Source organism: Streptomyces sp. NPDC052107, assembly GCF_040680215.1.
In the GTDB taxonomy this organism is placed as follows: domain Bacteria; phylum Actinomycetota; class Actinomycetes; order Streptomycetales; family Streptomycetaceae; genus Streptomyces.
Map to the genome: position 1 here is coordinate 182,565 of NZ_JBFAWG010000011.1, position 22,504 is coordinate 205,068.

At 70.4% G+C, this 22,504-nt stretch carries 17 protein-coding genes and 1 pseudogene; 13 read left to right on the forward strand and 5 right to left on the reverse strand.

Annotated features, from left to right (window positions below):
* Nucleotides 1–64: 64 nt before the first annotated feature.
* Together AB0M27_RS15525 and AB0M27_RS15530 are read right to left on the reverse strand one after the other, a co-directional pair.
* On the reverse strand, nt 65–1,822 hold the full coding sequence (locus AB0M27_RS15525; RefSeq protein WP_365721843.1) for an ABC transporter substrate-binding protein: 1,758 nt from the start codon (nt 1,820–1,822) through the stop codon (nt 65–67).
* A 79-nt stretch (nt 1,823–1,901) separates the two neighbouring features.
* The gene (locus AB0M27_RS15530; protein ID WP_365721845.1) at nt 1,902–2,930 is read right to left on the reverse strand and encodes an ABC transporter permease; all 1,029 of its coding nucleotides are present in this window, start codon (nt 2,928–2,930) and stop codon (nt 1,902–1,904) included.
* A gap of 474 nt (nt 2,931–3,404) precedes the next feature.
* On the opposite strand from AB0M27_RS15530, the gene AB0M27_RS15535 reads away from it, so the two are divergent.
* Genes AB0M27_RS15535 through AB0M27_RS15555 form a run of 5 tightly spaced genes read left to right on the forward strand, consistent with a single transcriptional unit; the run spans nt 3,405 to nt 8,941 of the window.
* Nucleotides 3,405–5,024, forward strand: coding sequence for an ABC transporter substrate-binding protein (locus tag AB0M27_RS15535; protein ID WP_365721847.1), 1,620 nt, complete (start codon nt 3,405–3,407; stop codon nt 5,022–5,024).
* 5 nt (nt 5,025–5,029) lie between these two features.
* Nucleotides 5,030–5,950: an ABC transporter permease gene (locus AB0M27_RS15540; protein ID WP_365721849.1), complete on the forward strand. Its 921-nt coding sequence runs from the start codon at nt 5,030–5,032 to the stop codon at nt 5,948–5,950.
* A complete protein-coding gene (locus AB0M27_RS15545) occupies nt 5,943–6,923 on the forward strand; it encodes an ABC transporter permease (RefSeq protein ID WP_365721851.1) in 981 nt (326 codons plus the stop codon). The genes AB0M27_RS15540 and AB0M27_RS15545 overlap by 8 nt, the downstream gene beginning before the upstream one ends.
* Nucleotides 6,924–6,930: 7 nt before the next feature.
* Complete coding sequence (locus AB0M27_RS15550) at nt 6,931–7,914, forward strand: ABC transporter ATP-binding protein (protein WP_365721853.1); 984 nt, start codon at nt 6,931–6,933, stop codon at nt 7,912–7,914.
* Nucleotides 7,898–8,941: a dipeptide ABC transporter ATP-binding protein gene (locus tag AB0M27_RS15555; RefSeq protein ID WP_365721855.1), complete on the forward strand. Its 1,044-nt coding sequence runs from the start codon at nt 7,898–7,900 to the stop codon at nt 8,939–8,941. The genes AB0M27_RS15550 and AB0M27_RS15555 overlap by 17 nt, the downstream gene beginning before the upstream one ends.
* A gap of 146 nt (nt 8,942–9,087) precedes the next feature.
* Here AB0M27_RS15555 and AB0M27_RS15560 read toward each other — a convergent pair whose 3' ends face one another.
* Nucleotides 9,088–11,226, reverse strand: a complete 2,139-nt coding sequence (locus tag AB0M27_RS15560) for a prolyl oligopeptidase family serine peptidase (RefSeq protein WP_365721857.1) — start codon at nt 11,224–11,226, stop codon at nt 9,088–9,090.
* Between the two features lie 164 nt (nt 11,227–11,390).
* On the opposite strand from AB0M27_RS15560, the gene AB0M27_RS15565 reads away from it, so the two are divergent.
* The 8 genes from AB0M27_RS15565 to AB0M27_RS15600 all read left to right on the forward strand — a co-directional run bounded on the left by AB0M27_RS15565 (nt 11,391) and on the right by AB0M27_RS15600 (nt 20,234).
* Complete coding sequence (locus tag AB0M27_RS15565; protein WP_194294050.1) at nt 11,391–11,585, forward strand: hypothetical protein; 195 nt, start codon at nt 11,391–11,393, stop codon at nt 11,583–11,585.
* A gap of 1,190 nt (nt 11,586–12,775) precedes the next feature.
* Nucleotides 12,776–13,633 carry an N-acetyl-1-D-myo-inositol-2-amino-2-deoxy-alpha-D-glucopyranoside deacetylase gene (gene mshB / locus AB0M27_RS15570; protein WP_365721859.1) on the forward strand — a complete coding sequence of 286 codons (858 nt, stop codon included), beginning with the start codon at nt 12,776–12,778 and terminating at the stop codon, nt 13,631–13,633.
* The gene (locus AB0M27_RS15575; protein ID WP_365721861.1) at nt 13,630–14,046 is read left to right on the forward strand and encodes a DUF6113 family protein; all 417 of its coding nucleotides are present in this window, start codon (nt 13,630–13,632) and stop codon (nt 14,044–14,046) included. The genes mshB and AB0M27_RS15575 overlap by 4 nt, the downstream gene beginning before the upstream one ends.
* A gap of 155 nt (nt 14,047–14,201) precedes the next feature.
* Nucleotides 14,202–16,610, forward strand: a complete 2,409-nt coding sequence (locus tag AB0M27_RS15580; RefSeq protein WP_365721863.1) for a hypothetical protein — start codon at nt 14,202–14,204, stop codon at nt 16,608–16,610.
* Nucleotides 16,611–16,760: 150 nt separating this feature from the next.
* Nucleotides 16,761–17,690: an ABC transporter ATP-binding protein gene (locus AB0M27_RS15585; RefSeq protein ID WP_365721865.1), complete on the forward strand. Its 930-nt coding sequence runs from the start codon at nt 16,761–16,763 to the stop codon at nt 17,688–17,690.
* A complete protein-coding gene (locus AB0M27_RS15590; protein WP_365721867.1) occupies nt 17,687–18,427 on the forward strand; it encodes an ABC transporter permease in 741 nt (246 codons plus the stop codon). The genes AB0M27_RS15585 and AB0M27_RS15590 overlap by 4 nt, the downstream gene beginning before the upstream one ends.
* A 5-nt stretch (nt 18,428–18,432) precedes the next feature.
* Nucleotides 18,433–19,623, forward strand: coding sequence for a histidine kinase (locus AB0M27_RS15595; protein ID WP_365721950.1), 1,191 nt, complete (start codon nt 18,433–18,435; stop codon nt 19,621–19,623).
* Nucleotides 19,620–20,234 (forward strand): response regulator transcription factor, encoded by a 615-nt coding sequence (locus tag AB0M27_RS15600; protein ID WP_365721869.1) that lies wholly within the window; start codon nt 19,620–19,622, stop codon nt 20,232–20,234. The genes AB0M27_RS15595 and AB0M27_RS15600 overlap by 4 nt, the downstream gene beginning before the upstream one ends.
* A gap of 4 nt (nt 20,235–20,238) precedes the next feature.
* Here AB0M27_RS15600 and AB0M27_RS15605 read toward each other — a convergent pair whose 3' ends face one another.
* Both AB0M27_RS15605 and AB0M27_RS15610 read right to left on the reverse strand, forming a co-directional pair.
* The gene (locus AB0M27_RS15605) at nt 20,239–21,105 is read right to left on the reverse strand and encodes a transglutaminase-like domain-containing protein (RefSeq protein WP_365721871.1); all 867 of its coding nucleotides are present in this window, start codon (nt 21,103–21,105) and stop codon (nt 20,239–20,241) included.
* A 299-nt stretch (nt 21,106–21,404) separates the two neighbouring features.
* Nucleotides 21,405–22,397 (reverse strand): annotated as a pseudogene (locus AB0M27_RS15610) (GNAT family N-acetyltransferase); the annotation flags it as partial.
* Nucleotides 22,398–22,504 lie beyond the last annotated feature (107 nt).

A 22,504-nucleotide genomic window follows, 5' to 3' on the forward strand; every position in this document is an offset into this window, starting at 1 on the left:
GGATAGGGGGGTGGGCCGGAGGGGGCGGCCGGGTCATGGCCGCCCCCGGAGGGTCGCTACGCGCTTACTTCTTCACGTACAGCTTGCAGAGCGCGACACAGGTGTTGCCGGCGTCGTACACGACGTTGCCGACCTTGGAGCCGTGCATCCAGTTGCGGATCTTGTTGTAGTCCGGGACGCAGGCCGCGAGCTCCATGATCTGGCGGTCGATGTTGCCCCAGGCCTTGTTGGCCGCGTTGACGTCCGCGATCGCGGCTGCCGCGTCGATCGCCTTGTTGACGCTCGGGTCGTTCAGCTGCGCGTAGTTGCTGCGGCCGTCGCCGATGTTCTTGCCGCTCCAGCAGGGGTAGAAGTCCGAGTAGCCGTTCGGCCAGTCCGGGCTCCACCCGGCCGCGAACAGGTCGTAGCCGTTGTCGATCTTGCCGATCTGGGTGTAGAAGGTCGACTTGTCGACCTGCTTGTTGACGACCTGGAAGCCGGCCGCCTCCAGCGCGTTCTTGATGGCGACGGCCATCTTCACCGAGGTGTCGGACTGCTGGTACGCGATGACCAGCTTCTGGCCGACCTTGCCGGCCTCCTTCAGCAGGGCCTTCGCCTTGGCCGGGTCGCCGCCGGGCTTCGTGGTCGCCTCGTACAGGTCGAACTTCTCGTAGCCGGGGGTGACCGGGCTCATGATGGTGCTGGCGATCACGCTGGAGGCCGGACCGCCGTTGATGGTCTGGATCTGCTGGTGCGGCCAGGCGTAGTTGATGGCCTGACGGACCTTGACGTCCTTGATGCGGGTCGTGTTGATCGGCCAGTAGTAGGTGACCGTGTCGACCTGCGTGAGGACGCGCTTCTTCAGCGTGGCGTTCGTCATGACCTGCGCCATGCGCTCGGGGGCGACCTCGTTGAACACCGACACCGCGTACTGGTCGTTGCCCTTGTCCGCGACGTAGCGGTCGGTGGAGGCGACCAGCTCGAAGCCGAAGGAGAAGAGGTACTGGTCCGGGTACGCGTTGCGGATGGAGTCCGTCTTCGGGTCCCAGTGCTCGTTGCGCACGTAGGTCAGGGACTTGCCGATGTCACGGCTGCCGATCTTGTACGGGCCGAGCGCGAAGGGGCGCTTGTCGTACTTCTCCTTGGTGTCCTTCTTCTTGTTGACGAGGCTGTAGCCCGGCATGGCGAGCGTGTAGTTGAAGTCGGTGCGCGGCTCGGTGAGGTGGAAGGTGATCGTCTTGCCGGAGATCTCCAGCGAGTCGATGTGCTTGCCGTCGTAGGGGCCCTTGTACTTGTCGCCGCCGACCAGCCACTGCTGGACGTAGCGCGGACCCTCGGTGACGAAGGAGGCGAAGAGGCGCTCGAAGGTGTGGCGGACGTCGTCCATGGAGAGGTCGGAACCGTCCTCCCACTTGATGCCGTCCTTGATCGTGAACGACCAGGTCTTGCCGCCGTTCTTCATGGTGCCGGCGTCCGCGGCGACGTCACCGACGAGCGTGCAGCCGCCCTTGTCGTCGACCTTGTAGCCGGTCAGACCGCGCAGAATCGGGCGGGTGATGGCGCCCTCGGTCGCGACGTAGATCTGGGCCGGGTCCAGGTGGTCCATGTCGAACTGGTCGAGGCCGTAGATCGTCCCGCCCTTGACCGCGCCCGGAACCTCGGGGGCCGGGCCGGTCGAGTCGGCCTTGGTGCCGACCGGGATGTTCATGGTCTTGGCCTTGGCGACCGACGGGATGCTGTTGTCGCTCGACTGCTTGCTACCGCTGCTGCAGGCGCTCAGCACGGTCGTGGAGGCCGCGGCCACGCCGGTGGCGATCAGGAAGTTTCTGCGAGAAAAAGACATGCTGAGCCTGCCTATAGGGGTCGATTCGAACGGTCGGAGCCAGCCGGACGTCATCGAGCCGGGCCGGATGGAAGGGGTGCTACCGCTTGGACTTGGGGTCGAGCGCGTCGCGCACCGAGTCGCCGAGCAGGTTGAAGGCGACGACGAAGATCACCATGGCGATGCCCGGGAAGAGCATGAAGGTGATGTCCTCGGAGTAGAACTGGGCGCCTCGGGCGATCATGACACCCCAGTCCGGGGTCGGGTCGATCATGCCGACGCCGAGGAAGGAAAGCCCGGCCTCGGTGGTCACGAGGGTCGGGAGCAGCAGGGTGGACTGGATGATGATCGGCGTCCACAGGTTCGGCAGCAGCTCCTTGAACACGATGCGCATCGGGGACGCGCCCGTGATCTTGGCCGCCTCGACGAACTCGCGCTCCCGCAGGGCCAGAACCTGGCCGCGCAGCAGACGCGCGATGGTGGCCCAGCCGAACACGGTCATGACCACGATCAGGGCGGTGGCGCGCAGCCACGTCGGGATGTTGTCGTCGGGGGCGACGAAGATGCCGAAAACGACGGGCATGAACGCGATGAAGAACAGCGTGGACGGGAACGACAGCAGGATGTCGATGATCCGGCCCACGAAGTAGTCGGTCTTGCCGCCCAGATAGCCCGCGGTGATGCCGACCACGACACCGATGACCACGGTGAGGGTCGTTGCGGCCAGGGCGATGCCCAGGGAGGTCCGGATGCCGTACAGCAGGAACGTGAAGACGTCCCGGCCCAGCTGCGGCTCGATGCCGAACCAGAACTGGGAGCTCATGCCGCCGTTCGGGCCCGCCGGGTACGAGAACGCGTCGAGCAGGCTCGGGTCCTGGCTCGCGTACGTCGTGTAGGGGTTCTTCCCGTACAGCTTGGCTATCAGCGGCGCCGCGATCGCGATCACGAAGAAGAAGATCACGACATAGGCGGATATAACGCCCGTCTTGTCGCGCTTGAAGCGCTTCCAGGCGAGCCGCCCTGGAGAGCGGCTCTCACTGCCCTTCGGCCCGCCGGAAGTGGTCGACTTCGCCACGGTCTCGTCGGTCACCTCGAGCGGGGCAGCCGCGGATGGAGTTGGGGGGGTCATGGTGCTCCTGGCCCACGGGAGGGTCTGATGACTCCGCAGGGCACGCTCCCCTACGGGCTATGCCGGACTTTTTCAACGCAATTCATTCACGGTCAATAAATTCTCGGTCGCCTTGGTTGCGTCTTTACCTTCTTTGCTTGTATTTGATCATTCCGTAGCTACGCGTGTAGCGTGCCGTGATCGATCCGTGCTTCACATCGGACTAACCCGACTAATCAGGCAATGAGTTCGATATGCGGACGCTGGTGTGCCGAAATGCGTACATCGGCACGTCGCAATCCAACGTTTCGGCATCGTTGTACGAAGATCTGTTGCGCTCCCCGCTCAAGATCGTCCGGGCGCTCCTGGGCCCCTGCCTGCTTTCGGCTGACGTGTCCCGCCAACAGCCTCTCAATCCGGCAGTCGGCCTGCGGTATGTGATCGTATGAGCCGATATTGTCTGGTATCGGATCTGTGCTCGCGGAGGAGGCAGCCATGCGGGGTGTCAGGCACGCCCGATGGGCCGCCTGTGTGATCGCCGCCGGGCTGCTGGCCACCGCGTGCGGTGAGAGCGGCGGCTTCGGCGGCGCCGGGGTGCTGACCTCTTCCTGGGGCGACCCGCAGAACCCGCTGGAGCCCGCCAACACCAACGAGGTGCAGGGCGGCAAGGTCCTCGACATGATCTTCCGGGGCCTGAAGAAGTACGACCCGAGGACCGGCAAGGCCCAGAACTGGCTCGCCGCATCCATCGAGACCGGGGACTCGCGGAACTTCACGATCAAGGTGAAGGACGGCTGGACCTTCTCCGACGGCGAGAAGGTGACCGCCCACTCCTTCGTGGACGCCTGGAACTACGGGGCGAGCCTGAAGAACAACCAGAAGAACGCCTACTTCTTCGCCTACATCGACGGCTACGACAAGGTCCACCCCGACAGCGGCGCTCAGACGGCCGACACCTTGTCCGGGCTGAAGGTCACCGGCCCGCTGACCTTCACCGTCCGGCTCAACCAGAAGTTCTCCAGCTTCCCCGACACCCTCGGCTACGCGGCCTTCGCCCCGCTGCCCCGCACCTTCTTCACCGACCACGCCGCCTGGGTGAAGAAGCCGGTCGGCAACGGGCCCTACCGGATCGAGTCCTACACCAGGGGCTCGGCGATGAACCTGAGGAAGTGGGACCGCTACCCCGGCCCCGACACGGCGCGGAACGCCGGGGTGACCCTGCTGGTGTACACCGACAACAACACCGCCTACACCGACGTGCTGGCCGGCAACCTCGACCTGGTCGACGACGTGCCCTCCACCCAGCTCAAGAACGTCGAGACCGACCTGAACGGCCGCTACATCAACACCCCGGCCGGCATCCTGCAGACCCTCGCCTTCCCGTACTACGACCCGAAGTGGGACACCCCCGGGGCGCGGAAGGCCCGCACGGGCCTGTCCATGGCGATCAACCGCAAGCAGATCACCGAGACCATCTTCCGGAACACCCGCACCCCCGCCACCGACTGGACCTCACCGGTCCTCGGCGCGGCCGGCGGCTACAAGCCCGGGCTGTGCGGCCACGCCTGCGACTACGACCCCGCGCAGGCCAAGAAGCTCATCCAGGAGGGCGGCGGGATCCCCGGCGGGCAGCTGAAGATCACCTACAACGCGGACATGGGCTCGCACAAGCAATGGGTTGACGCCGTGTGCAACTCCATCAACAACGCGCTCGGCAACGACAAGGCCTGCGTGGGCAACCCGGTCGGCACCTTCGCCGACTTCCGCAACCAGATCGGGCAGCACAGGATGACCGGACCCTTCCGGGCCGGCTGGCAGATGGACTACCCGTTGATCCAGAACTTCCTGCAGCCGCTGTACTACACGGGCGCCTCCTCCAACGACGGCAAGTGGTCCAACGGCCAGTTCGACCGGCTCGTCGACCGGGCCAACGCCGAGACCGGACAGGCCAAGGCCGTCGCACTCTTCCAGCAGGCCGAGACGGTCGTCCGCGACAACATGGCGGCCATCCCGCTGTGGTACCAGAACGGCAGCGCGGGCTACACCGCCCGGCTCTCCCACGTGGCGCTCGACCCCTTCAGCGTGCCGGTCTACAACGAGATCAAGGTCGGCTGATCCCCATGGGGCGCTATGTCGCGAGGCGGCTGCTCCAGATGATCCCCGTGTTCATCGGGTCCACCCTGCTGATCTTCCTCATGGTCAACGTGATGGGCGACCCCATCGCCGGCCTGTGCGGCGAGCGGGCCTGCGATCCGGCGACGGCCGCCCAGCTCAAGCGGGAGTTCGGCTTGGACAAGCCGCTCTGGCAGCAGTACCTCACGTACATGGGGAACCTCTTCACCGGAGACTTCGGTACGGCGTTCAACGGCCAGCCGGTCACCGAGCTGATGGGAACGGCGTTCCCCGTCACCATCCGGCTCACGATCGTCGCCATCCTCTTCGAGATCGTCGTCGGCGTGACACTGGGCGTGCTCACGGGCATGCGGCGCGGCCGGCCCGTGGACACCGGGGTGCTGCTGTCCACCCTGGTGGTGATCTCCGTACCCACCTTCGTCACCGGTCTGCTGCTCCAACTGCTGCTCGGCATCAAGTGGCAGTGGATCAGCCCGTCCGTGCGCTACGGAAGTTACGACGAGCTGATCGTGCCCGGCCTGGTCCTCGCCTCCGTGTCCCTCGCCTACGTCACGCGGCTGACCCGCACCTCCATCGCGGAGAACAAGCGGGCCGACTACGTCCGTACGGCGATCGCCAAGGGCCTGCCCCGGCACCGGGTCGTCATCCGTCATCTGCTGCGCAACTCGCTGATCCCCGTGGTCACCTTCATCGGCGCCGACATCGGCGCGCTGATGGGCGGTGCGATCGTCACCGAGCGGATCTTCAACATCCATGGCGTCGGCTTCCAGCTCTACCAGGGCATCCTGCGCCAGAACACCCAGACGGTCGTCGGCTTCGTGACGGTCCTCGTCCTGGTCTTCCTCGTCGCCAACCTCCTGGTCGACCTCCTGTACGCCGTACTCGACCCGAGGATCCGCTATGCCTGAGCAGCCGTACGAGCCCGAGGGCGCGATCGCCGGGACCGGCATGGGAGGCACGATGGACCTGGGTGCGAGCGAGGCCGCCACCCTGGAGCGGACCCCGGGCGGCCCGGAGGGCACGGGGCCGGCGGGCAAGCCGCGCTCCCTGTGGTCCGACGCCTGGCGGGACCTGCGCGGCAACCCGGTCTTCCTGATCTCCGCCGTGGTGATCCTCTTCCTCGTCTTCATCGCCGTCTGGCCCTCGGCGATCGCCTCGGGCAGCCCCCTGAAGTGCGACCTCGCCAAGGCCCAGGACGGCCCGGGCCCGGGAGCGCCCTTCGGGTACGACGGCCAGGGCTGCAACGTCTACACGCGCACGGTGTACGGCGCCCGTACGTCCGTCACGGTGGGCGTGCTGGCGACGCTCGGGGTGGGCGTCCTCGGATCGGTCCTGGGGGCCCTGGCCGGGTACTTCGGCGGCGTCTGGGACTCGTTCCTGTCCCGGATCACCGACATCTTCTTCGCCATCCCGGTCGTCCTGGGCGGTCTGGTGCTGCTCTCCGTGGTCACCAGCAACACGGTCTGGCCGGTGATCGGCTTCATGGTCCTGCTCGGCTGGCCGCAGATCAGCCGTATCGCCCGCGGCTCGGTCATCACCGCCAAGCAGAACGACTACGTCCAGGCCGCCCGCGCCCTCGGCGCCTCCGACTCGCGCATCCTGCTGCGTCACATCGCCCCGAACGCCGTGGCCCCGGTGATCGTGGTGGCGACCATCGCGCTGGGCACCTATATCGCGCTGGAGGCGACCCTGTCGTACCTCGGTGTGGGGTTGAAACCGCCCAGCGTCTCCTGGGGCATCGACATCTCCGCCGCCTCCCCCTACATCCGCAACGCCCCGCACGCCCTCCTGTGGCCCTCGGGCGCGCTGGCGATCACGGTCCTGGCCTTCATCATGCTCGGCGACGCGGTCCGTGACGCCCTCGATCCGAAGTTGAGGTGATGGTGGCGTGCTGCTCGAAGTGCGGGACCTGCAGGTGGAGTTCCGGACCCGGGACGGGATCGCGTATGCCGTCAACGGGGTGAGTTACGAGGTGGAGGCGGGGGAGACCCTGGCCGTGCTCGGCGAGTCGGGGTCGGGCAAGTCGGTGACCGCGCAGGCCGTGATGGGCATCCTCGACACCCCGCCCGGAAAGGTCACGGGCGGTCGGATCCTGTTCCAGGGACGGGACCTGCTCACACTGAAAGAAGAGGAGCGCAGGAGGGTCCGCGGCGCCGGGATGGCGATGATCTTCCAGGACGCGCTGTCGGCCCTCAACCCGGTGCTCTCCGTGGGGGATCAGCTCGGCGAGATGTTCGTCGTGCACCGCGGGATGTCGAAGAAGGACGCACGGGCCAAGGCCGTCGAGCTGATGGAGCGGGTACGCATCCCGGCCGCTGCCCAGCGGGTGCGGGACTACCCCCACCAGTTCTCCGGCGGTATGCGCCAGCGCATCATGATCGCCATGGCGCTGGCCCTGGAACCGGCGCTGATCATCGCCGACGAACCCACCACCGCCCTCGACGTCACCGTGCAGGCCCAGGTCATGGAGCTGCTCGCGGAGCTGCAGCGCGAGTACCACATGGGGCTGATCCTGATCACCCACGATCTGGGGGTCGTCGCGGACGTGGCCGACCGGATCGCGGTCATGTACGCCGGGAAGATCGTCGAGTCCGCGCCCGTCCGCGACATCTACAAGGCGCCGGCCCACCCCTACACCCGGGGCCTGCTGGACTCCATCCCGCGCCTGGACCAGAAGGGGCACCAGCTGTACGCCATCAAGGGTCTGCCGCCGAACCTGATGCACATCCCGCCGGGCTGCTCCTTCCACCCGCGCTGCCCGATGGCGAGGGACGTCTGCCGCACCGACGAACCCCCGCTGTACGAGGTCTCCGGTACCCGCGGCAGCGCCTGCCACTTCTGGAGGGAGTGCCTGGATGGCCGCGAGCACTGAGCCGATCCTCGAAGTGACCGGACTCGTCAAGCACTACCCCCTCACCCGGGGCATCCTGTTCAAGAGGCAGATCGGCGCGGTGAAGGCCGTCGACGGCGTCGACTTCACCCTCGGCAAGGGCGAAACCCTCGGCATCGTCGGCGAGTCGGGCTGCGGCAAGTCGACGATCGCCAAGATGCTCTGCAATCTGGAGCGTCCGACGGCCGGGTCCATCAGGTTCAAGGGCGAGGAGATCACCACGTTGTCCGGCAAGGCTCTGAAGGCCGTACGCCGCAACATCCAGATGGTCTTCCAGGACCCGTACACCTCCCTCAACCCCCGTATGACGGTCGGCGACATCATCGGGGAGCCGTACGACATCCACCCCGAGGCCGCGCCGAAGGGCGACCGCCGGCGCAGGGTCCAGGAACTGCTGGACGTGGTCGGCCTCGACCCGGAGTACGTCAACCGCTATCCGCACCAGTTCTCCGGCGGCCAGCGTCAACGCATCGGCATCGCACGGGGGTTGGCGCTGCGTCCGGAGGTGATCGTCGCCGACGAACCGGTGTCCGCGCTGGACGTCTCGATCCAGGCCCAGGTGATCAACCTCCTGGACCGCCTCCAGTCGGAGTTCGATCTCTCCTACGTCTTCATCGCGCACGACCTCTCCATCGTCCGGCACATCTCCGACCGGGTCGGTGTGATGTACCTCGGGCGGATCATGGAGATCGGCCGGGACGCCGAGATCTACGACCACCCCACACACCCCTACACCCAGGCCCTGCTCTCGGCGGTCCCGGTGCCGAATCCCGAGGCCCGGGAACAGCGCGAGCGGATCATCCTCAGCGGGGACGTGCCGTCGCCGACGAACATCCCCTCCGGCTGCCGCTTCCGCACTCGCTGCTGGAAGGCGCAGGACCGCTGCGCCCGCGAGGTGCCGGCCCTCGCGGTCCCGGCCGTCTTCCGCGACACCTCCGGCCCGGCGGCGCACGCCTCGGCCTGTCTGTTCGCGGAGGAGAAGAAAGTGGTTCCGGCGCAGGAGCCGTAGGAGTACGCGTGCGGCAGCGGGCCGGGGTGACTTGGCGCACCCCGGCCCGCTCACGGCACCCGCACGGCCGTACGCTGATCAGCCTCCCGCGTCCGTATATCGGTACCGCTTCCGTGAAGTTGCCTGCGTGTTAACGCAGTTCACGGTCATTTGCCCTGGTCGGGCAGCGCACGCCGGAGGAAGTCCAGCTGGAGCAGCAGCAGGTTCTCCGCGACCGTCTCCTGCGGGGTCATGTGCGTCACCCCGGACAGCGGCAGCACCTCGTGCGGGCGGCCCGCGGCGAGCAGGGCGGAGGACAGCCGCAGGGAATGGGCGACGACGACGTTGTCGTCCGCAAGCCCGTGAATGATCATCATCGGGCGGTGCGGCTCGGCCGGGCCGACCAGGCCCGCGTCGTCGATCACCGAGTTGCGGCGGTAGACCTCCGGCTGCTCGTCCGGGAGGCCGAGGTAGCGCTCCTGGTAGTGGGTGTCATACAGGCGCAGATCGGTGACCGGGGCGCCGACGACCGCCGCGTGGAAGACGTCCGGGCGGCGCAGCACCGCCAGCGCCGCCAGATAGCCGCCGAAGGACCAGCCGCGGATCGCCACCCGGCCCAGGTCCAGCGGGAACTCCCCGGCGAGCGCTTGCAGCGCGTCCACCTGGTCCTGGAGCACGACGGCCGCCAGCTCGTCCCGGACCGCCTTCTCCCAGGCCGGTGAGTGCCCCGGAGTGCCCCGTCCGTCCGCGACGACCACCGCGAAACCCTGGTCGGCGAACCACTGGGAGGTGAGGTGGGCGTTGTGTGCGGCGACCACCCGCTGGCCGTGCGGGCCGCCGTAGGGATCCATGAGGACGGGCAAGGGAGTGTCACCGTGGTAGTCCCGTGGCATAAGCACGGCGCACGGAATTCGGCGTGCACCCCCCTGGGTCAGCGTCACCCTGGGGGAGAAACCGGGACTTTCGGCGTACGACCGGATAGTCGCCGCCGGTTTTCCGTCACTCAGCACCTGGACACGAGTGCCCGGAGTGTCCGGTTTCGCGGACACGAGCACGGTCACATGGCCGGCGCGCACCGCCGAGTGCACCCCGGGCTCCTGCGACACGCGCTCCAGGCCCAGCTCGTTCACCCGGTATACATGGACCTCGCCGGTCTCCGGCGCCTGCGCCTCCGTGCCCGCAGAGGCGGAAACCAGCACGTCGTCGTCGCTCACGTCCAGCACCGCGCGGATGTGCAACTGACCGCTGGTCAAAGGCCGTTCGCCGACCGCCAGCACCCGTGCGCCACCCTCGTCCGCGATCCGGACAAGCTGCCCGGACGGGCTCCAGCAGGGCACTCCAGCGAACAATTCAAGCCAACTTGGATCTTCGTCCGCGTGCACCATGCGCGTCGACCCAGTATCCGGGTCCACCGCCAGGAACAGCTGGCTGCGCTGGTCCCGTGCCTGCACCAGCATCAGCGGCGCACCCGCAGCTGACCAGTGCACACGGGCCAGATACGGATAGCGGGACCGGTCCCACGCGACCTCCGTGCGCTCCCCGTCGAGCCCGAGCACGAACAGCCGCACGTCCGCGTTCGGTGTGCCCGCGGCCGGGTACGCGATGTCGATCGGCTCACGTTCCGGGTGGGCCGGGTCCGCGATCCACCACCGCTTCACCGGCGTGTCGTCCACGCGCGCCACGAGCAGCCGGCGCCCGTCCGGCGCCCACCAGAATCCCCGCGAACGGCCCATCTCCTCGGCCGCGATGAACTCCGCGAGCCCGTACGTGACCCGCCCCGGTCCGTCCGTGGGCTCCGGCTCGGCGAGCGCCCGGTCGCCCTCGCCCTCGGCGCCCACCACCCGCAGCGCGCCCTGAGTGACATACGCGATGTGCCGGCCGTCGGGGGAGGGGCGCGGGTCGATCACCGGTCGCGGTACCCGGAGTTCGCGCGCCGTACCGGCCCGCAGCTCTGCCGTGAAAAGCCGCCCTGACAAGGCGAAAGACGCCAACTCCACGGCGCTGTCGGTGGCATAGCCGACGATGCCGGCACCTCCCTCCCGACTGCGCTCGCGGCGCGCCCGCTCCTCGGCGGAGAGCTCTTCGGAGGCGCCGCCGAGGAGGGTGCCGGGATCGGCCGCCAGGCGCTCCGCGCCCTCCGGAAGATCCATGACCCACAGGGAGTTGGCCCGGTCGGTGCCGGAGCCGGAACGCAGGAACGCGACACGCGCACCGTCGGGTGCCACCGTGAACGCGCGCGGCGCGCCGAGCGTGAACCGCTGGGTCCGGGCGTGCCGACGGGGGAAGGAGTCAGACTCGGTCGTCATACCCCGACCATATTGGCCATGCGCCCCCTTGTGCGGCCGTGCGCCGCGCGATGCGCGAGCACGGATAGTTATGATCACTACCGCTGTGTGGGTATGAACCTGCCGGCGTCTGCATGGATTTGCTCAACTGATCTAGATCTGACGATCTTTGGAGGTGAGCCGCCGTGGCACTCTCGATTTCGGCGGTGGTGCTGCTGGCGATCATCGTCTTCCTGTTGATCAAGAAGTCGGGGCTGAAGGGCGGCCACGCGGTGGTCTGCGTCCTGCTCGGCTTCTATCTCGCCTCCTCGACCGTCGCCCCCACGATCAGCCAACTGACGACGAACGTCGCGAGCATGATCAGCAGCATCAAGTTCTGAGCGGGGTCTCGGCGGACGCCACGGCGTTCTTCCGGCCGCCTGCTGTGCGGTTGCCGGCGGGCCGCTCGCTTCTCCCTCGGTGTCGTGCTTCCACGGCCCGCCCCTGGGGCGCTGCGCGTCGCCTTCGGCGATGGCCCTCCGGGTCGCCCTTGACCCGGTCCGCTCCAGCACCGGCAGGAAGCGAGCGAGCGGCCGAAAAGGCGGTGGCCCTGACCGGTACCGGCCCCGAGGCGGGCTGCGCGGTCGCCGTCGGAGGAGGGGCGCGACGGGTGGGCGGGGGCACGCCGGACCGTCTCGGCGACTTTCCCCACGCGGTTGTCGTCGTCCTTGTCGTCGTCCTTGTCGTCACAAGGGCATCACTCGTCCCACCCTGGCGGTGATTGGCAGACTTGTGCCAGCGCGCAGAGCAAAGCCGCAGGTCAGGGAGTGGGCTTCTCGGCGGGGGTGGCCCAAACCTGCCCATCACCATGCGCTGTACCCCAGGGCAGCCGTCCAGAGGACGGACGGGCCTGCGACGGCAGGCCGCCCGTGGCCGCGGCGTGGACGGGCTGCGGCGGCAGGGCCTGCCTCGGGTCGCACCACGCCCCCGCCCAGCCCCCGCGCCGCCTGGTCTCGCCTCCACCCTCGTGTCGCGGCCGCCCCGTCAGGTCTCGGCCAGGCCACGCCCACGCGCCGCGCCCGCTCCGCGAGCGCCCTGTCTCGCCCCCACTCACGCACCGCGCCGCGCGGGCCGGTCTCGCGCCCGTACCCACGTGTCGCGGCGCCACGCGCGTCGCCCCGTCGCGCCCCATCCACGTGGCGCGCTACCCCGCGCCCGCACCGCCCCGTCTCGCCCCCACCCACCACCCACGCGGTCCCACCCGCGCCGCGCCCCACCCGCAACCCCACCGGCCGCAGGCCGCCAAGTCCGCCCGGCGTGCGGGTGAGGCGCGAGGGCGTCCCACCCACCGGAGCCGTAAGTCGCCAAGCCCGCCCGGCGTGCGGGCGAGACGCGACCGCGCCCCCCGAAACGCAGGACGCGAACGCAGCGACCCAAGGGCCCGACCCCGTCGAGTCGGCCACTTTCCCGGGCTGCCCAAGAGTCACTTGCGAACGCCGGTCACGAAGACCGACCAGGCCTGCGGCGGCGTGTCCGGCTGAGGAACTCGCCCATGTGCGGCATGGGCGCCGCTGCCTCGTAGGGTGGTCCCATGACGGATCTCCCCGCCCGGCGTCTCCTCCTGGTGCACGCGCACCCGGACGACGAGTCGATCAACAACGGCGCCACCATGGCCAGGTATGCGGCCGAGGGTGCGCACGTGACCCTGGTCACCTGCACCCTCGGGGAGCGGGGCGAGGTCATCCCGCCGGAGCTGCGGCATCTGACGGGGCCCGCCCTCGGTGCGCACCGGCGTGGAGAGCTGGCCGCCGCAGTGCGCGCGCTGGGCGTGAGCGACGCCCGGCTGCTCGGCGGCGCGGGGCGGTACGGCGACTCCGGGATGATGGGCATTCCGGACAATGACGACCCCGGGTGCTTGTGGCAGGCGGACGTGGACGAGGCCGCCGGGCACCTGGCCGAGGTGATCCTGGAGATCCGCCCCCAGGTCCTCGTGACGTACGACGACAACGGCGGCTACGGCCACCCGGACCACATCCAGGCCCACCGCGTCGCCACGCGCGCCGTAGAGCTCGCGGACGAGCGCGGGCACCGTATCGCCAAGGTGTACTGGAACCGCGTCCCGCGTTCCGTCGCCGAGGCCGCCTTCGCCCGGCTCCAGGACGAGCTGGCCGTACTGCCCTTCGAGAAGAGCGCCACCGTGGCGGACGTACCCGGCGTGGTCGCCGACGAACGGGTCACCACCAGCGTCGACGGGACCGCCTTCGCCGCCGCCAAGGCCGCCGCGATGCGCGCCCACGTCACCCAGATCGAGGTGGCCGAGCCCTACTTCGCGCTCTCCAACGAACTGGCCCAGCCGTTGTTCACCACCGAGTACTACGAATTGGTGCGCGGCGAGGGCCGGCCCGGGGAGACCGACCTGTTCGCGGGCATCGAGGAGGCGGGGGCGTGAGCGACAACGGACAGGGCTCGCTGCTCGCCCAGCCGCTCGGGCGGCCCTCGGCCGGACGGGTCGCCGCCTACTTCGGCCTCTTCCTGCTCGGCGCCGTCATCGGCTTCGCCGGGGCCCTCGTGCAGGCCGCCTGGTTCCCCGGCGGGCTGCTGCTCGCCCTCGCGGGCGCGGGCGGGCTGTTCCTCGGCGGGGCGTATGCCACGGGCGGCCGGGGCGGGGCGGTCGCGCCGGTGGCGGGCTGGATCATCACCGTCATCCTGCTCACCACCTCGCGCCCCGAGGGCGACTTCCTGTTCGGCGCGGGACTCGGCTCCTATCTCTTCCTGCTCGGCGGCATGGCCCTCGCTGTGATCTGCGCCACCATTGGCGCCGGGCGGCAACCTCGGGGCGGTCCCGCCCGACTTGGCAAGTGACGTACCACTTCGCCGTGCGGCGCACGTGCGAGTCCGGTGTGGGTTTCCTCGGCGGTCATGGGATAAGCGCCAGAGGTGGCCAGTATGGTGGTGCGCGCCGCCGAGCCGCCCAGTGAGGTAGTGACGGGCGGTGGAGCCAACTGGGAGAACCTGCCTTGAGTCGTGAAACTGACACTCCGTCCTCCGGGCCCGACGGGCGCGGCGGAGCCGCATACCCCTCCGGTACGCCGCCGTACGGGACCCCCATGGCTTCCGACGACGGTACGGACGCCGGTCGTTCGGCCAGGCGTCCGGAGGAGAAGAAGACCGAGACCACGCTGACGACCCGGATCCGGATCAACATCCCCGGATCCCGGCCCATCCCGCCGGTCGTCGTGCGCAAGCCCGTCGGGGACGCCGACGGCGCCGGGGACGAGGCGCCCGCCCGCGACCCGCGGCCCGCGCCCGACCAGGCGGCGACCTCCGCCGCCGAGCCCCCCGCCGAACCCGCGGCCCAGGGCGAGGAGAAGACCAGCGACTGGTTCGCGCCCCGCAAGTCCTCCGCCGGGAAGGCCGGTCCGGGCGGCGGTGGCACGAACGGGGCCGGAACGTCCGGTGGTTCCACCACCACCCCCGGCGCGTCGGGCACTCGTCCGGGTGGTCCGGGAGCATCCGGCGCGTCCGGTACCACCGGCGCACGCTCCGGTGGCCGCCCCGGCGGTGTGGTCGGCTCCATGAGCGTCCCGGGCCGCTCCGGCACCACCAGCGGCAAGGGCCTGCCCGGCGCCACCGGCGGCCCCGTCGCCCCCGGACACGGCGGCGGCACCGGCTCCTTCGACGTGACCGAGGCGCTGAACGCGGGCCCGCTGGGCAACGGCTCCCGCCCCGGCGCGTCCGGCGGCGAACGCCGCCGCGACGACCTGCCGTACTTCTCGGAAAACGGCCAGGACGACTTCGGCGGCACGGGCCCGGCGGGTTCGGGTACGGGCGGCCACGACGGCTTCGCCGGCACCCCGGGCGCCAACGGCCAGAGCGGCTTCCCCGGCACCCCCGGCACCCCGGGTACGAACGGACACGGCGGCCTCGGTGGCCCCGGTGGTCCCAGCGGCTTCAACGGCCCGCACGGCCACGGCGGTCCGAGCGGCCCGCAGGGCCCGGCCGGCCCCACCAGCGGCCCGGTCACCGGCGACGGCCCCCTCGTCCCGTCGGCAGGCGAACCATTCGACAGCCTGTCCGGCACGGGCGTACCGCTCGGCACGGGCGGCTACGACGGCCGCGGCGGCCCGGGCACCCCGGCCTCCCAGCCCCCGCGCAGCGCCCTCGCCGACATCGCCGACCTCGATGGTCCCGCACGCCCCGGCGCCCCCGGCGCTCCGAGTGCCGCCCCCACCGGTCTCGGCCCGGGCGGCGGGCTCAGCGACGACACCGCGATCCTCACCCCGCAGAAGCCGGCTCCCGAGGGCACGCCCGGCTACCGTCCGGCCGACAACGTCTCCGGACACACCGTCACCAGCGGCATCCCGGTCGTCCCCGGCGCCGGTACGTCCCCGTTCGGTGGCCCCTCGTCCGGCGGTGCGGGTATGCAGGCCCCGGCCAAGCCGGAGCCGGCGTCCGCGCCCAAGGCGCAGGCCAAGCCGAAGAAGAAGGGCCGCAGCAAGCTGGTGCTGCTGGGCGTCGGCGTGGTCGTCGTCGTGGGCGGTGCCTACGGCGCCGGACTGCTGATGAACCACACGGACGTACCCAAGGGCACCACGGTCCTCGGCGTGGACATCGGCGGCGGCACCCGCGACGACGCCGTCAAGAAGCTCGACGACGCCTTCGGCAGCCGGGTGAACAAGCCGCTGAAGCTCTCCGTCGGCGGTCGGACGGTCACCCTCACACCGGAGAACGCCGGTCTCCAGTTCGACTTCCAGGCCACCGTGAGCAAGGCCGCGACCAGCGACTACAACCCGGTCCACGTCATCGGCTCGCTCTTCGGGCAGAAGCGGGTGATCGACCCCGAGATGCCGGTGGACGAGGAGAAGCTCCAGGCCGCCCTCCAGCAGGCCGGAGGCGGCTCCGGCTCGGTCGTCGAGGGCGGCATCGACTTCAAGTCGGGCCGGGCGGTCGCCGTGTACGGCAAGGCGGGCAGGGCCATCGACGCGGCCCAGTCGACCCAGTCGGTCGAACAGGCCTACCGCACCCTGGTGGAGACGGGCACCCCGACCCCGGTCACCGTCCCGACGACCACCAAGCAGCCGACGGTGCCGAACGCCGAGGTCGACCGCGAGATGAAGGAGTTCGCGCAGCCGGCGATGTCGGGCAAGGTGACCGTGATGACGGACGCGGCGCACTCGGTCCTGATGAGTCCGCAGAACTCGTTGTGGAAGTTCCTCCGGGTGACGGACGTCAACGGCAAGCTGGTCGACAAGCCCGACCTGGCCGCCCTGAAGCAGCTGTACGGCAAGACCTTCGACGGCGTGCTCATCACCCGCGCCAACGGCAAGAAGACACCGGTCACCCCGCAGGACGTCTATGTCGCCCTGCGCCAGGCGCTGATCAGCAAGACCAACCGGGTCGCGGTCATCCAGACCAACCCGAACTGACCGGGACACAGCCTGACGAAGGGGGCGTCCGCCGTCGAGCGGGCGCCCCCTTCGGCATGTCCGTCACCCGATCCGCATGACATCTGTCATCCGGCACTCAGGACCCCCGACACTGCCTCGCACCCGGCCCCCGCCGCCAGCATGGATGCCATGACGACAACTGCGGCACCGGCCACCACCACCCCGGTGGTCGGCTTCGACCAGGTGAGCAAGACGTACGGCAGCGTCAGGGCCGTCGACGGGCTCTCGCTCCGGCTGTACCCGGGCGAGACCGTCGCCCTCCTCGGCCCGAACGGGGCCGGCAAGTCCACCACCCTCGACCTGCTCCTCGGCCTCAAGCAGCCCGACGGCGGCTCGGTGAGCCTCTTCGGCGGCACCCCGCGCGAGGCGATCGTCGCCGGGCGGGTCGGGGCCATGCTGCAGAGCGGCGGCCTGATGGACGAGGTCACCGTCGAGGAACTGGTCAAGCTGAGCTGCTCGCTGCACCCGAAGCCGTACAAGGCCGCGGACGTGATGGCCCGAGCGGGCATCGCGCAGATCGCCGACCGCAAGGTCAACAAGCTCTCCGGCGGCCAGGCCCAGCGCGTCCGCTTCGCCCTCGCCACCGCCGGCGACAGCGACCTGATCATCCTGGACGAGCCGACCACCGGCATGGACGTCTCCGCCCAGCAGGCCTTCTGGGCCACCATGCGCGAGCAGGCCGACCAGGGCCGTACGGTCCTCTTCGCCACCCACTACCTCGAAGAGGCCGACGCCATCGCGGACCGCGTGCTCGTGCTGCACCGCGGCCGGCTGCTCGCCGACGGCACCGCCGCCGAGATCAAAGCCAAGGCGGGCGCCCGCCGGGTCTCCTTCGACCTGGCGGGGGAGATCGACGAGGCGGCCCTGCGCGCCCTGCCGTTCCTCACCTCGATCGACGTGTCCGGGCAGACCGTCCGCATCCAGTCGTCCGACGCCGACGCCACCGTGCACGCCCTGTACGGCCTCGGTGTCTACCCCCGCAACCTCGAAGTCGCCGGTCTCGGTCTGGAGCAGGCCTTCGTCGCCATCACGGAGGCCGAGGAGGCCAAGCAGTCATGAACGCCCTGATCAAGCTCGAACTGACCCGCGCCCTGCGCAACAAGAAGTTCCTGTTCTTCTCGGTGCTCTACCCCGCGATCCTCTTCCTGATCTTCTCCAGCAGCTCCGGCTCGAACGAGAAGGTCGACGGCACCGGCCTGACCGTCGCCACGTACCTGATGGTCTCCATGGCCTCCTTCGGCGCGCTGACCGCCGTCCTGATGGGCAACAGCGAGCGCATCGCCAAGGAGCGCGAGAACGGCTGGGTACGGCAGCTGCGGCTGACCCCGCTGCCCGGGCGCGGCTATGTCCTCGCCAAGACCGCCAGCGCCGCCGTGGTGAGCCTGCCGTCGATCATCGTGGTGTTCGTCGCCGCCGCCGCGATCAAGCACGTCCACCTGGACGCCTGGCAGTGGCTGGCCCTCACCGGGGTCATCTGGGCCGGCAGTCTCGTCTTCGCCGCGCTCGGCGTCGCCATCGGTTATGTCGCCTCCGGTGACGCGGTCCGCCCGATCACGATGATCATCTACTTCGGTCTGTCGATCCTCGGAGGCCTGTGGATGCCGTCCACCACCTTCCCGAAGGTTCTGCAGGACATCGCCAAATGGCTGCCCACGCACGCGTACGCTGCACTGGGTCGGGCGATCGAACAGAGCCAGGCCCCGCACGCGACGGACATCGCCATCCTCGCCGTCTACTTCGTCCTCTTCGCGGGCGGCGCGGCCTGGCTGTACCGGAAGGACACGCTAAAGGCGTGAGCACGATGACGGAAGACCCGCAGGCCTGCGAGCGGCGGCCCGAACACCAGGTGCGGATCGGCCAGGGGCCGCGCAACCGGCGCGAGCTCATGGTCAAGATGCTGTGGATCGGGGTCTGGCTGATCTTCCTCAGCTCCCCGATCCACGACCTGACGAGCGGCCGGCACACCACGGGCGGCACGGTGGCCGGCGCGCTCGGCCTGACCGCCTTCGTGGTCACCTACCTGTCGCTGGTCTTCCGGCACATGGGGCGGCCCTTCTCGCCGAGGGTCGTCGTCTCGATGCTCGCGGTCCTCGCCGTCCTCGCCCCCCTCCTGGCCTACACCCTCGGCCCCGCCTGGCTCGGCCTGTTCGTCTACCTCTCGGTCGCCTGCGGGGCCACCCTGCCGGTCCGGGCCGCGTACTGGGCGATCCCGTCGACGGGCGTGGTGATGTACCTCGTCGGACGGCGCTGGGACCAGAAGCCGGACGACAGCCTGGTCCTCGTCGTGCTCATCGGCTTCGCGATGGTCGGCGTCGGCCAACTCGTCCGTACGACCATCGAGTTGCGCAAGGCCCGGGCCACCGTCGCCCAGCTCGCCGCCAACGAGGAGCGGCTGCGGCTTGCCCGTGACCTGCACGACCTGCTCGGCCACTCGCTCTCCCTGATCACGCTGAAGAGCGAGCTGGCCGGCCGGATGCTGCCCGGCCACCCAGACAAGGCGGCCCAGCAGGTCGCCGACATCGAGCAGGTCAGCCGGCAGGCGCTGGTCGACGTCCGGGAGGCCGTCACCGGCTACCGGCGCCCCCGGCTCGCCGCCGAGCTCGCCGGCGCCCAGGTCGCCCTGACCGCCGCCGGCGTCATCGCCGAGGTGCCGGCCGAGCCCGACCTCGACGGCGTCCCCGAGGAGTCCGAGTCCGCGCTCGCCTGGGCGCTGCGCGAGGCGATCACCAACGTGGTCCGGCACAGCGGCGCCGACAAGTGCCTCGTCCAGCTCACCCACCGCCAGACCCTGGACGGCGCGATGCTCGAACTCTCCGTCGAGGACAACGGATCCGGCGGCGACGGCAGCGGACTGGGCAACGGTCTGATCGGCCTCACCGAGCGCCTGGAGAAGGCCGGCGGCTCCCTGGAGGCGGGCCGGATCAAGCACGGGTTCCGGCTGGTCGCCCGCGTCCCCTCGGCCCCTGGGAGGGACGTAGGATCCGGGGCATGACGAGCACGATCAAGGTCCTTCTCGCCGAGGACCAGTCGATGGTCCGCGAGGCCCTGGCCGCGCTGCTCGGCCTGGAGGAGGACATCGAGGTCGTCGCCCAGGTCGCGCGCGGTGACCAGGTGCTGGCGGCCGTCGGCGCGCACGGCGTGGACGTGGCGCTGCTCGACATCGAGATGCCCGGCTGCACCGGCATCGAGGCGGCCGCGCAGGTCCACCGGGAGTTTCCGCAGGTCAAGCTGGTCGTCCTGACCACTTTCGGGCGCCCCGGCTATCTGCGCAGCGCCATGGAGGCCGGCGCCGACGCCTTCCTCGTCAAGGACGCCCCGGCCGCCCAGCTCGCCGAGGCGATCCGCAAGGTGCTGTCCGGCGAGCGGGTCATCGACCCCACGCTCGCCGCCGCCGCGCTCGCCGAGGGAGCCAACCCGCTCACCGAGCGCGAACGCGAGGTGCTCCGCGCGGCCGCCGACGGCTCCACCAACGCCGAACTGGCCAAGGCCCTCCACCTCTCCCAGGGCACGGTCCGCAACTACCTCTCCACGGTCATCCAGAAGCTGGCGGTGCGGAACAGGGCGGAGGCGGTGCGGATCGCGCGGGAGAAGGGGTGGCTCTGAACGGTCAGTTGAGCATCGCGCGGGCGGTGTGCGCCTGCTGCCGTACCTTCAGCGCGGCCGACTCGTCCACCACCTCGATCAACTCGGCGTAATACTCCAGCTCTTCCGCGCCCGACGCGAACTCCCCCCGCTGTACCAGGAGTTGCCCGCGCTCGTAGCGCAGCCGAGCCGGATGCGCGGGCACCAGCAGCGCCAGCTCCACGGCCCACATCGCCACGTCCGACCGCTCGGGCCGGGCCGAGGCCCACGCGCGGATGTTGTTCAGGATCCGCTGGACGACCTCCAGCGGCGCCGCGGGCTCCAGCATGGAAGGCTCCAGCGGCGCCCCCGTGGCCCCCACCACGAGCATGTCCGCGTCGGTCCCGGTCAGCACCCGCCCGCCGTCGAACGGATCGGCCAGCACCTGCTCCTCGGCCGGGCCGAAGCCCACCACGAAGTGCCCCGGCAGCGCGACCCCGTACACCGGGGCGCCCGCCCGCCGCGCGACCTCCAGCCACACCACCGACAGCAGGATCGGCAGCCCGCGCCGCCGCCGCAGCACCTCGTGCAGCAGGGAGGACTCCAGCCGCTGGTAGTCGCCGGGCGTCCCGCGGAAGTCGTAGCTCGCCGCGAGCAGCCGCCGTACCGCCTCCGCCCACGCGTGCGGCCCACCGGGCCGGTACGGCAGCTCGCCCGCGAGCCGGTCCAGCTCCAGCTGGGCGGCGTCGATCCCGGCCTCGTCCAGCGTGCCGTCCCCCTCGGCGCCGATCAGCAGGCACAGCGCCGACAGATCCGGCCGCTCGGACCGTGCCTCCTCGGCGAACCTGCGGCGCAACTCCGCCGACCGCTCCGGCGGGGGCGGGTACGGCGGCGGCAGATACGGGTGGCGCATGCCAGGCTCATGCCCTTCCACGGCGGGTTCTACGACCCGTCCGGACCGGAATCCTCCGGCGCGCGACCTTCCGCCTCGCCGACTGCCGGGTCCCGGCGGCCGGCGGATGCGGCGCCGTGGCTCCCACGGCCCGCCGCACCCGTGCCCGCGTCCCGGCCATCGCTCGTGTCCGCCGCCCGACCCCGCCCCGTGGGTGCGCCCGTTTCGTGGTCCTGATCGTCGGACTTTGCCGGGTCCGGTGTCCGGTCCTGGCCTGCGGATGCGCCCGTTTCGTGGTCCGGGTCGTCGGGCCCTGCGGGGTCAGGTGCCCGGTAATGGTGGTACGCGTGGTGCGGGGTGAAGCCCAGTGCGGCGTACAGCGCGCGGGCGCCCTCGTTGTCCGTCTCCACCTGCAGCCAGGCCGCAGACGCGCCCTCGTCCAGCGCCCGCCGGGCCAGCGCGGCCATCACCTCGGTGGCGAGCCCCTGCCGACGCCGCCCGGGATCCACCTCGACCGCCGCGAACCCGGCCCACCGCCCGTCCACGACACACCGCCCGATCGCCGCCGGGGGCTCGCCCTCGGCACCCGGCACGGTCGCGAACCACACCGACGGACCGCCACCCAGCACCCGCAGGGCCACCTCGCTCACCCCCTTGCGCTGGTACCGGGCGAGCCACGCCGCGTCCGCCCGCCGGGACACCACCACACCGGTGCCCTCGGCCCGGTCCGCGACCGGCGCCAGGGCCGCGGTCCACACCTCGGCGGTCACCTCACGCACCCAGCCGCGCCGTTCCAGCTCGGCGCACAGCAGCTCCTGCGTGCCCTCGGCGCCTGTGGCTGTCTGGACGTAGGCGGGCAGGCCACGCTCGCCGTACCAGCGTCGTACGGCGGCGAGGGCCGCGTCGAGGGGGAGGCCGGGGTCGCCGAGCGCCAGCACGCTGTTGGCCCGCCGGGTGAACCCGCCGGACGCCCGCAAGTCCCACTCACCCAGCCGCTCGGTCTCCAGCGGCCGCCAGCCGCGCGAGCAGACCCGCGCGAGTTCCTCGTACGAGGCGGCGGGCCCCCGGCGGCGCGCCGGAGCGGCCGGTACCACCTTGCCCGCGACCAGCGCGGACTCGGCGATCCGGACGCTCCGCCCGTCCCGCCGTGTGATCATGAGCACGCCAGCGTCCCATGATGTGAGAACACCCACCGTGTCGGTGAACTTCTCATGCGCCGCGCCGGGTTCGCTCAACCGCCGTACGGAGACGCGTTTTCCCACGTCAGCAGGGGTGATGCGAACTTCCAGACGTCCTGCAGCCGAGATTTCCACTGGTCAGTTCACCCCTCCTGTTCGGATCACGCTCCGGAACGGAGATACTAGGGGCGGGCATCGACGACGCCGCGCTCCCGCGCGCCAGGCGGCGGAGCCTGAGGAGG